The following is a 10,414-nucleotide window of genomic DNA, read 5'->3' on the forward strand; positions in this document are numbered from 1 at the left end:
GTGGGAGAGATAGTCCGGCGTCACTTGAGCGACTACAGTTAAAGGATTTTTTTGAGAGATGAAGCGTTCTGAAGTCAATGAGATCATCCGCGAAAGCGACAAGTTCATCCGTTCGTTCGGCTATGTCATGCCGCCCTTCGCCTATTGGTCGCCGGAAGAGCTGAAGACCCGTACCGCGACCGATTCGAAGGCCATCCTGCAGGCGCGTCTTGGCTGGGATATCACCGATTACGGCCAGGGAAAATTTGATGAGCTTGGGCTCTTCCTCTTCACCACCCGCAATGGCAATCAGGAAGACCTGAAAAAGGGCGGGGGCATGCTCTATGCCGAAAAAATCATGATCAGCCGCGAGAAGCAGCTGTCGCCGATGCACCGCCACATCGTCAAGGCGGAAGACATCATCAACCGCGGCGGCGGCACACTTGTGCTCGAACTCTTCAACTCCGATCCCGACGGCAGCGTCGATGAGAAGACCGACGTGGAAGTGGCCACCGACGGGCGCATCGTGCGCCAGAAGGCGGGTGGGCTGCTCAAGCTGCAGCCGGGCGAGAGCGTCACGCTTCTGCCGGGCAACTGGCATGCATTCTGGGGCGAGGGTGGCGACGTGCTTATCGGCGAAGTCTCCACCGTCAATGACGATCTCACCGACAATATCTTCCGCGAGCCGATCGGCCGTTTTTCCTCTATCGACGAGGATGAGGCACCGCTGCATTTGCTTGTCTCCGACTACGACAAATGGCTGGCGTGAGTCCTGACCTTACTCCCCCCTCGTGGGGGAGAATGGGTTTTCCTGGATTTAGCCTCTTCGCTAAATCCTTGGAAAACCCAAGAGGGGCGATTTTGGAACATACCTTACGAAATCCCCTCTCTTGTGATTTCTAGCACTTAGCTTACGCTAAGATGCTGAAATCACTTTCTCTCCCACAAGGGGAGAGATAACCGGCATACCTTCCAATGAGCACACAACCATGCTGACTACCCTCGAAGATCTGGTTCCGGAGATACTTGCCAAGGCGGCAGGTACTCCTCGCTTGATCGTGGCGATTGCCGGTCCTCCTGGATCTGGCAAATCCACCGCGTCCGCCTCGCTTTGTGCGGCCATCAACCTGCAGGAAGCAGACGCAGCGATTGTCGTGCCGATGGACGGGTTTCATCTCGACAATGCCATTCTCGACGCGTTGGACCTGCGCAAGCGCAAAGGCTCACCGCCGACCTTCGACGTTGCCGGTTTCGAGGAGCTGTTGCGGCGGCTGCGCGAGACACGCGAGGATGTCGTCATACCGCTGTTCGATCGCAAGCTCGATCTGGCGAGGGCAGGGGCCGGCATCGTCAAGGCGGATCAGCGCATCCTTCTTGTCGAAGGCAACTACCTGTTGCTCGATCAGCCGCCATGGAATCGGCTGGCGCCACTCTTCGACGTGACGATCTTCCTCGACGTCGACCGGCTCGAACTCGAAAACCGGCTGGTGCAGCGCTGGCTCGGCTTCGGACATAATGTCGGCTCGGCTCAGGCGCGCGCCCTCTCCAACGATATGCCCAATGCCGAACTGGTGTTGGAGGAGTCGAGAGCGGCGGACTATACCGTCAAAAACTGATTTTTAGGATAGAGCGCGAAAACCAAAACATTTTTGCGCACGAACTTCGACGTTTCCTGTACAAGAAGTCCCAAAACTGGTGCAAGAATGTGCGATTCTGGTGCAGAATTTTCAATCAATACGGGAAATTTGTTTGCGCCTAGTGGCATTTTCACTCCCTTGACTTTCACCCTTGCAAGATGACAATCCTGCTCCGCCAATACCGTTCCAATAGTGGAACTTTCCGTGTGAGTTTCCTGCTATGATGCCCTCTGCCATATTTCCGGATCTGAAAGATCGTTCCGTACTCATTACCGGGGGAGGGTCGGGCATCGGTGCCGCGCTCACCGAAGGCTTTGTCGCCCAAGGTTCGCGTGTTGCCTTTATCGACATCGCCGAGGCGGCCTCACAGGCCCTCGTAGACTCCCTAGACGAGCAGTACGGCAACCGGCCCCTTTACCTCAAAGCGGACCTTTCCAACATCGAAGCCCTGCGGAACGCGATTGCGCAAGCCATTGATAACAATGGACCAATTACAGTGCTGGTCAATAATGCGGCTTGGGACGACCGGCACGATATCGACGATGTGACCGTCGAATATTGGGACAAGAACCAGTCGATTAATCTGCGTCCGCAGTTCTTTGCGGCGCAGGCTGTCGTGCCCGGCATGCGTCAATCGGGTGGCGGTTCGATCATCAATTTCACCTCGACCTCCTTCATGATCAACCAGGGCAATCTGCCCGCCTACACGGCGGCCAAGGCCGGAATCATCGGCCTTACCAAGGGGTTGGCGGGGCGGCTTGGACCGGAAAAAATTCGCGTCAACGCCATCGCACCGGGCTGGGTGATGACTGATCGCCAGCGCTCTCACTGGGTCACGGAAGAAGGCCTTCGGGTCCATCTCAACAAGCAGGTTCTGCGCGAGGAAATCCTGCCTGGCGACATGGTTGGACCGTGCCTTTTCCTTGCCTCCGACGCTGCCCGCATGCTCAGCGCCCAGACGTTGATTGTCGACGGCGGTTACCTGTGAGCAACGCGGCCTGTTATGCGCTAAGCGATTGGGGAACAAGCCGTTTTCGCCTTTGGCTTGTCGACGGAAACGGGCATGTTCTAGCTGAGAAACGCTCCGACGACGGCCTCGATACATCCCGTGCTCGTGGTTTTACGGAGACGCTGGAAGGCCATTTGTCAGCGCTTGGTGCGCCAGCCGATCTTCCGGTTATCATCTGCGGAATGGCCGGATCGCGCCAGGGTTGGGTCGAAGCCAATTACGTCCCGGTCCCGGCCGATCTAAAGGCCATCCTTTCCGGTGCAGTGAAGATCGAAGGCATCACTCGCGATGTGCGCATCATTCCCGGACTGTCGCAATCCGGGAGTTCTCCGAATGTCATGCGCGGTGAGGAAACGCAACTGCTCGGCGCGATCCTCGATCGTGATTTATCCAATGGAATCATTGCGATGCCGGGGACGCACTCCAAGTGGGTCGCATTGGAAGAGGGGAAGGCGAGGAGCTTTTCCACCTACCTTACGGGCGAACTTTACGCGCTGCTCGCCTCGCAATCGATCTTGCGCCATTCCATTGGCGATGCCGCGACACACGCTTCGCCGGACCATCCACAATTCAAGGCTGCCGTCGAACTCATGCTGTCCGGGGAGCGTATGCTTGGCGAACTCTTCGGGATTCGCGCCGCCATGCTGCTTGATAATTTGTCTCCGGAGGGCGCGGCATCGCGTCTGTCGGGTCTGCTCATCGGCGCGGAAATTGCCGGCGCAAAAGCAAAATCTGAAAGCAGGGTAACACTCGTGGCTTCCGGTGCGATGGCGGCCCTTTACGGCAAGGCACTTCATATCGCCGGTCTCGATTTCGACCTTGTCGACGCCGACGAAGCCGTGCGCAAAGGCCTTTTCGTAGCCGCTTCCAGCATTTGGCCAGCCAAAGGATAGTTTCTATGTCTCAAGTCTCCGCTCCGTGGCCGAAGCTCAAGCGCGATCTCATCGCCATTCTGCGCGGCGTCAAACCGGACGAGGTTCTGGCCATTGGCGAGGAACTGGTCGAGGCGGGTATCGACGTTATCGAAGTACCGCTGAATTCACCGGAACCATTCCAATCCATTGAATTGCTTGTGAAAAACATGCCCGCGCATGTGTTGATCGGAGCCGGTACCGTGCTTGATCCTGCCGATATCGCGCGGCTCGATGCGGCTGGCGGGCGGCTGATGATCAGTCCGAATGTCGATGCCGAAGTACTGGCGGCTGCAGCCAAAGCGGGCATGGTGACGATGCCCGGCGTCTTCACGCCAACTGAAGCTTTGGCTGCATTGAAGGCCGGCGCATCCGGTCTCAAGTTCTTCCCTGCGAGCGCACTCGGACCTGACGGGATCAAGGCGATCAGCGCCATTTTGCCGAAGGGGACGGTGATCGGCGCCGTCGGCGGTGTCGATGAGACAACGTTTGCTGCCTATAAAAAGGTCGGTGTTCGCACGTTTGGTTTGGGCTCGAGCCTTTACAAGGTCGGTGCCACTTCGTCGTTCGTCCGAGAACGCGCGAAGGCGACGGTCGAGGCCTATGATCGCGTCTTTGCCGGGTGATGATTGTGCAGCAACCGAAGATCAGTCTGTTCCACGATGAGCCCGTCCAGCTCGGCGAAGGGCCGGGCTACGATCCGCTGACAAAGACCGCGTGGTGGTTCGATATTGTCACCGGCCGTCTGTTCGAGAAGCCTTTGGCTGGCGGTACGGCCAGAGTTCATGCTCTTGGGCAAATGGCGAGCGCCCTTGCTGTCATCGATGAGAAGCGGCAACTGATTGCTACCGAAACCGGGCTCTTCATCCGCGACCGACAGACCGGGCATACAACGATGCATCAGCCGATCGAGGCTGACAATCCTGCCACCCGGTCCAACGACGCGCGCGTTCATCCCGCTGGAGCGTTTTGGGTCAGCACAATGGGAAAGACACAGAAGGGAGCCGGCTCGATCTATTGGTATCGCCAAGGCAAATTGCGCAAGTTATTCAGCGATATATCGATTCCCAACTCGATCTGTTTTTCGCCGGATGGCCGTATTTCCTATTTTGCTGACACCGGCAAGAACATCATTTGGCGCGTCGACACCGATCCGAAGACAGGCCTTCCTATTGGTGAACCCGTGTTGTTCTACCAGCATAAGGAGAAGGGCGGCGTCGATGGGTCCGTGGTCGATGCCGAAGGAAGTTTGTGGAATGCTTGCTGGGGAGGCTCCTGCATTAATGTCTTTTCGCCGGCGGGAAAGCGGCTCCGTTCGATCGAAATACCGGTCTGCCAGCCATCCTGCCCGGCGTTTATCAGTGAAGACAGTGCCAACCTCATTGTGACAACGGCTTACCACGAAATGAGTGACGCCATGCACCAGAGCGATCCCGATGCGGGAAAGACGTATCTGGTGGAAGTTGCCGGCAAAGGCCGGTTCGATCCGCCCGTGCGACTGTAGTTCATCGGGCAAGGAACCATTCGTCCGACCCATCGTTACTTCCCTGTAAACCAAGTGAGCGAGCTACTTTTTGCGGAAGCTGCAAAGCTGTCGAAGGGGTAGCTGTGGCCAACCAGGAGGACGACATGGGATTTTTTTCCAAAGATATCAAGACGATGGACGATCTCTTCGTCCATACGCTGCGTGACATCTACTATGCGGAAAACCAGATCGTGAAGGCTCTGCCCGAAATGATCGACAAGGCTTCCGATCAGGAGTTGAAGAACGGTTTCGAGAAACACCTTCAGGAGACCGAGATGCAGATCGATCGTCTGGAACAAGTGTTCAAATTACATGGAGTAGACATTGCTGGCGTCAATTGCCCAGCGATCGATGGCATTCTCGAGGAAGCCGATGATGTCTCGGGCGAGGTCGATGACGATCAGGTTCTGGATGCTGCGCTCATCGCCGCCGGGCAGGCGGTCGAACATTACGAGATCACGCGCTATGGTACCCTTGTCGCTTGGGCAAAACAGCTCGGGCGTAACGACTGTGCGGCGCTGCTCCAGCAGAATCTCCAGGAAGAAATGAATACGGACAAGGCATTGACAGCTATGGCTGAAAGCCGGGTCAACGCCGCAGCGGCCTGATTTAGTGCCGTTCTGCAAAAGCCCGCATCAGCCGCTGATGCGGGCTTTCTGTTTTATCGCCCACAGCATGTAAATAAAACAGTCGAGTTCATCATCGTTCAAGGACCCTTGACAAGTCGAAGCCGCTGTCATTCTATTGGCGATCCATTATTAGGTACTATATTCCATAATAATGGATCATAATGAAAACATTCGCTAGACGAATAGGGGAACGAAGATGACCAACCGACTGCGTGTAGCGGCCGCTGTAGCCGCATTCGCGATGCTGTCTTCACTTACGGCGTTCGCACAGGAAACCAAAAGCAAACTGGATGAGGTTCTGGCCCGGGGTCATCTGGTCCTCGGCACCGGCAGCACCAATGCGCCATGGCATTTCAAGAGCGTAGACGACAAGCTTCAGGGTTTTGACGTCGACATGGGTCATATCATCGCCAAAGCTCTGTTTAATGACCCGGAGAAGATCGAATTCGTCAATCAATCTTCCGACGCGCGCATTCCGAATATCACAACGGACAAAGTCGACATCACCTGCCAGTTCATGACGGTGACAGGCGAACGGGCACAGCAGATCGCTTTCACCATTCCTTACTACCGGGAAGGTGTTGGTCTCATGCTCAAGGCCGACAGCAAATATGCCGATTATGCCGCGCTGAAAGCTGCCGGCTCGGCGGTCACGATCTCCGTTCTACAGAATGTCTATGCTGAAAGCATGGTTCATGCAGCTCTGCCGGAAGCCAAGGTCGACCAATACGAATCCGTCGACCTTATCTATCAGGCTCTTGAGTCCGGTCGGGCAGACGCGGCGGCGACAGATCAGTCGTCGCTTGCGTGGTACATGACCCAGAACCAGGGCCGCTACAAGGATGCCGGCTATGGCTGGAATCCGCAGACCTATGCCTGCGGCGTCAAGCGTGGCGATCAGGATTGGCTGAACTTCGTCAACACTGCGCTACACGAAGCAATGACCGGTGTTGAGTTCGACTTCTATGCGAAATCGTTCAAAACCTGGTTCGGCAAGGATCTGACGCCCCCGCAAATCGGCTTCCCGGTCGAATACAAGTAACGCGATCACGCTGCGGCTTCGGAAATTTCCGGAGCCGTTTCCTTCTCGTTCCGGATAACAGGAACATCATGGGTTATACGCTGAATTTTGCTGCAGTGTGGCGAAGCTTCGATCTTCTGCTCGAAGGGCTGGCGCTCAGCCTCGCCCTGGCCTTTGGTGCAATCCTGATTGGCGCAGCGATTGGCCTGTTCACGGCATTCTGTCTGATATCGAAGAACGGCTTTGCGCGGCGTCCAGCCGGAATTTACGTGACGATCATCCGCAACACGCCGATCCTCGTGCTTGTTCTCTTCACCTATTTCGCACTGCCACAGCTGGGCTTCCGGCTAGGCAAGATCGAGAGTTTCGTTTTCACGCTCGCACTTTATTCCGGCGCATATCTTGCAGAGGTTTTCCGCGCAGGTCTGTTGTCAATTCCTGTTGGGCTGCGAGAAGCGGGGCTCGCCATCGGCCTTACGGAAATCCAGATTCGGACCTCGATCATCGCGCCGCTGATGTTCCGCAATGTCTTGCCGTCGCTGAGCAGTACAATCATCTCGCTGTTCAAGGATACGTCACTCGCGGCGGCAATCGCCGTTCCGGAGCTGACTTTCGAGGCACGCAAGATCAATGTCGAGACCTTCCGTGTCATTGAGACCTGGATCGTCGCCAGCTGCCTGTACGTTATAACCTGTTCGATCCTCGCCGCGCTGATGCGTGCTCTCGAGCGTCGCCTGTCAGTGCCGAGGTGAGATGATGGACATTGCTCATTTCCTCGATATTCTCTGGCTGGCCCGCATACCGATCCTCAAGGGTCTCGGTTTCACCATTTCGATTTCCCTGTTGGCAATTTGCTTCGGCACGTTGCTTGGAATATTTGTCGGTCTTGCTCTGACCTATGGCGTTCGGCCGCTGCGCTGGATCGTGCGCGGCTATACGGATTTCATTCGCGGTACGCCGGTTCTGGTTCTCGTGCTGGCAAGTTACTATGTGCTCAGTACCATTGGCCTTGATCTCAGCCCGTTTCAGGCCGGCGTATTGGCTCTCGCTGTGTTCTGCAGTTCCCATGTCGGAGAGATAGTCCGAGGAGCGCTGCAAGCCATCCCAAAGGGCCAAACGGAAGCCGCCAAGGCGATCGGCCTGACGTTCCCGCAAACCTTTGCCTATGTGCTCGGGCCGCAAGCGCTGCGCCAGGTTCTGCCTGCCTGGGTGAATACGGCCGCAGAAATGGTCAAGGCATCGACATTGCTCTCCATCATCGGCGTTGCCGAGTTGCTTCTGCGTACGCAAGAAATTATCTCGCGATCGTTTCTCAGCCTCGAGTTCTATTTCTTCGCCGGCTTTCTCTATTTCATCATCAATTATGCCATCGAGCGTTTCGGCCGATATGTCGAACGCAAGACCGCTATTCCGTCCTGAGGCGATAACGATGCCAAACCATCTTCTGGAAATCCGCGACCTGCACAAAAGCTATGGCGATGTCGAAGTACTGAAAGGCGTTGATTGCACCATGGCGCAAGGCGACGTCATCAGCATCATCGGATCGAGTGGCTCCGGCAAGACGACCATGCTGCGGTGTATCAACATGCTGGAGGAATTTCAGGGCGGCACAATCAGCATCGACGGCGAGGAGATCGGCTATGAGACGCTAGGTGGACAGCGCCGCCGTAAGAAGGAAAAGGAGATCGCGCGCCAGCGGGCATTGACCGGGATGGCCTTTCAGCAATTCAACCTCTTCCCGCATATGAGCGCTGCTCGCAACGTTATGCTCGGGCTGATGAAGGTGAAGAAGTTGAGCAAAGACGAAGCACGATCGATTGCCGAGAAATGGCTCGATCGCGTCGGTCTGCGCTCACGTGCCGATCATTTCCCCGGCCAGCTTTCTGGTGGCCAGCAGCAGCGCGTGGCAATCGCACGTGCCATCGCCATGAATCCCAGATTGATGCTCTTCGACGAAGTGACATCAGCGCTCGATCCCGAGCTTGTGAACGAGGTCTTGCAGGTCATCAAGTCGCTGGCTCAAGACGGCATGAGCATGCTGCTCGTCACCCACGAGATGCGGTTTGCTTACGAGGTCTCCAACCGCGTCATCTTCATGAACCAGGGGCGGATCGGTGAAGAGGGGAACCCGCGCGAAATGTTTCACAAGCCGAAGAGCGAACGGCTTTCCGAATTTCTCAAGACATCGAGTTTCGGGGAGCGTTAGCCTCGTTTCCGCCATGCATCGACTGACCACGCACCCGGACCAAAAGCCAACAATGCTAAAAACCCGCCAGCAATGGCGATGTTCTTGTTAAAATTGATCAATTGTTCGAGATTTCCAAAGTCTGTGTGAAACAAAAGAGCCGTTAACAGACAGAACCCGGCAAGCGCGACAGCAGCATAGCGGGTAATGAAACCGGCAGCGATGAGAACGCCGCCACCGAGTTCGGTTAGGATGACGAGCGGCAACAGCTTGGCTGAAACACCGTTGGTCTCCATATACGCGGCAGTACCGGCATAGTCGGCAATCTTGCCCCAGCCTTCCATGACAAAGATATAAGCAAGAAACAGCCTGGCCAGTAGCGCGACGGGGGCCTGAAAACCTTCCATACTATCCTCCGCTAACAACACTTCACGAGGGGTGTGTGCCAATAACACCGAAAATGACCATTCTATTCGAAACAAAAATGAAAACAGGCACTGTCGTTTGCCAAAGGCAATTACCGACCGAAGAAGAACCCTGCAGCATCAAGTATGGCCATCACAACAATCGCTGTGGTCAGGACAATACCGAGGCCCCGCTCGAAATTGCCGAGTCGATTGGAAGTCTGGATCAACTTGCCATCCCAATAGAGATTGCCGGTCTCTTCATTGATGCCGAATAAAGCACTGCCTTTCAGCGACAATTGCCTTACGTTCCGGGGCCAATGGGATGGCACAGGTTCGCGTGAAAATCGGCCGTTTCGGTGATCGGGAAAGTCAGTCTCTAATCGCATTGAAGGGTCTCCTTGATAACCGGCAACACAACAGGCAGCTGGTTGCAAATCAAGAGGCGCAAACCTTCAATCGCAAGTGTCGGTTAATGCACTGTCAGCAACCGGAACGTGTCAACGAGGATCGCCAGAAAAACGCCGGCGCCGGTGATGATCACGCCATTCAGAAACAGCCGGCTTGCCTTGTCGTAGACGACTTTTTTCAGTGACGACGTTTGCAAAAGTAAAGCGAGGGAACGCAGTTGAAAGACAATGCCTATAGCTATGACGACCAGCGTCGGCAGGTCGGTAAGTCTCCACGGTATTGGATTGCTGGCCCACTGCGTAAGGAAGCCCAGGGAAAATGAAAGCACCACACCCACGACGGTAATCGTGCCGTTGCGGAAAAGCGTCTCTATCAGGTGTTCGTCGTCATCATTGAGATTCATTTTCGGCTCTCCATTCTGGTGACTATCCATCCTTTTGTGTGACAATCAACCATGCTTGAATATCTTATCGATGACTGCGGAACCAAAATCCGATCTTCCTTCGAGAACTCGGTGGGATTGCCGGTCTAAGCTTCTGGCGAGAACCGTAGTTCCATAACCATTCTTATGCAGCAAGGATGTGTAGCAGGGTGTAAGCGCAAAGTTAAAATGTCCTGTTTCTGCAAAGTAGAAATGTCGCTGTGTCACCTTCTCGTTCATCGCAACGAGATTCGGGAAGCAGATTTTGGGATGGATTTTAAT

General features: G+C 55.4%; 15 protein-coding genes. 11 read left to right on the top strand and 4 right to left on the bottom strand.

All coding sequences use genetic code 11. The annotated features are described in order from the left end of the window. Window positions 1-58: 58 nt before the first annotated feature. From PHA01_RS24255 to PHA01_RS24305, 11 genes are all read left to right on the top strand, one after another. Window positions 59-748, top strand: a complete 690-nt coding sequence (locus tag PHA01_RS24255) for a D-lyxose/D-mannose family sugar isomerase (RefSeq protein WP_271898851.1) — start codon at window positions 59-61, stop codon at window positions 746-748. A 220-nt stretch (window positions 749-968) separates the two neighbouring features. After that, complete coding sequence (locus PHA01_RS24260) at window positions 969-1,595, top strand: nucleoside triphosphate hydrolase (protein WP_271898852.1); 627 nt, start codon at window positions 969-971, stop codon at window positions 1,593-1,595. Window positions 1,596-1,836: 241 nt separating this feature from the next. Beyond that, entirely contained in the window at window positions 1,837-2,604 is a 768-nt protein-coding gene (locus PHA01_RS24265; RefSeq protein WP_224506534.1) for an SDR family NAD(P)-dependent oxidoreductase, read from the top strand. After that, window positions 2,601-3,518 (top strand): 2-dehydro-3-deoxygalactonokinase, encoded by a 918-nt coding sequence (locus PHA01_RS24270; protein ID WP_271898853.1) that lies wholly within the window; start codon window positions 2,601-2,603, stop codon window positions 3,516-3,518. Before PHA01_RS24265 ends, PHA01_RS24270 begins: the two co-directional genes overlap by 4 nt. A gap of 5 nt (window positions 3,519-3,523) precedes the next feature. Further along, window positions 3,524-4,162: a 2-dehydro-3-deoxy-6-phosphogalactonate aldolase gene (locus PHA01_RS24275; protein ID WP_271898854.1), complete on the top strand. Its 639-nt coding sequence runs from the start codon at window positions 3,524-3,526 to the stop codon at window positions 4,160-4,162. Between the two features lie 5 nt (window positions 4,163-4,167). Beyond that, window positions 4,168-5,040, top strand: coding sequence for an SMP-30/gluconolactonase/LRE family protein (locus tag PHA01_RS24280; protein ID WP_417021029.1), 873 nt, complete (start codon window positions 4,168-4,170; stop codon window positions 5,038-5,040). 125 nt (window positions 5,041-5,165) lie between these two features. Continuing rightward, on the top strand, window positions 5,166-5,669 hold the full coding sequence (locus tag PHA01_RS24285; RefSeq protein ID WP_224506530.1) for a YciE/YciF ferroxidase family protein: 504 nt from the start codon (window positions 5,166-5,168) through the stop codon (window positions 5,667-5,669). A gap of 217 nt (window positions 5,670-5,886) precedes the next feature. After that, complete coding sequence (locus PHA01_RS24290) at window positions 5,887-6,732, top strand: transporter substrate-binding domain-containing protein (RefSeq protein ID WP_271898856.1); 846 nt, start codon at window positions 5,887-5,889, stop codon at window positions 6,730-6,732. A 68-nt stretch (window positions 6,733-6,800) separates the two neighbouring features. Then, window positions 6,801-7,463, top strand: a complete 663-nt coding sequence (locus PHA01_RS24295; RefSeq protein ID WP_271898857.1) for an amino acid ABC transporter permease — start codon at window positions 6,801-6,803, stop codon at window positions 7,461-7,463. A gap of 1 nt (window position 7,464) precedes the next feature. Further along, complete coding sequence (locus PHA01_RS24300; protein WP_370637077.1) at window positions 7,465-8,130, top strand: amino acid ABC transporter permease; 666 nt, start codon at window positions 7,465-7,467, stop codon at window positions 8,128-8,130. A 10-nt stretch (window positions 8,131-8,140) separates the two neighbouring features. Then, window positions 8,141-8,917, top strand: coding sequence for an amino acid ABC transporter ATP-binding protein (locus PHA01_RS24305; protein WP_271898858.1), 777 nt, complete (start codon window positions 8,141-8,143; stop codon window positions 8,915-8,917). On the opposite strand, the gene PHA01_RS24310 is transcribed toward PHA01_RS24305, so the two are convergent. From PHA01_RS24310 to PHA01_RS24325, 4 genes are all read right to left on the bottom strand, one after another. Then, a complete protein-coding gene (locus tag PHA01_RS24310) occupies window positions 8,914-9,303 on the bottom strand; it encodes a DoxX family protein (protein WP_271898859.1) in 390 nt (129 codons plus the stop codon). The genes PHA01_RS24305 and PHA01_RS24310 overlap by 4 nt on opposite strands. A 110-nt stretch (window positions 9,304-9,413) precedes the next feature. Beyond that, window positions 9,414-9,689 (bottom strand): hypothetical protein, encoded by a 276-nt coding sequence (locus PHA01_RS24315; RefSeq protein ID WP_271898860.1) that lies wholly within the window; start codon window positions 9,687-9,689, stop codon window positions 9,414-9,416. Window positions 9,690-9,772: 83 nt separating this feature from the next. Then, a complete protein-coding gene (locus PHA01_RS24320) occupies window positions 9,773-10,114 on the bottom strand; it encodes a hypothetical protein (RefSeq protein ID WP_271898861.1) in 342 nt (113 codons plus the stop codon). A 45-nt stretch (window positions 10,115-10,159) separates the two neighbouring features. After that, a partial coding sequence (locus tag PHA01_RS24325; RefSeq protein WP_271898862.1) for a hypothetical protein occupies window positions 10,160-10,414 on the bottom strand: 255 nt, incomplete at its 5' end.

Origin of the sequence: Candidatus Phyllobacterium onerii, from assembly GCF_028331445.1 — a bacterium.
Lineage (GTDB): Bacteria > Pseudomonadota > Alphaproteobacteria > Rhizobiales > Rhizobiaceae > Phyllobacterium > Phyllobacterium onerii.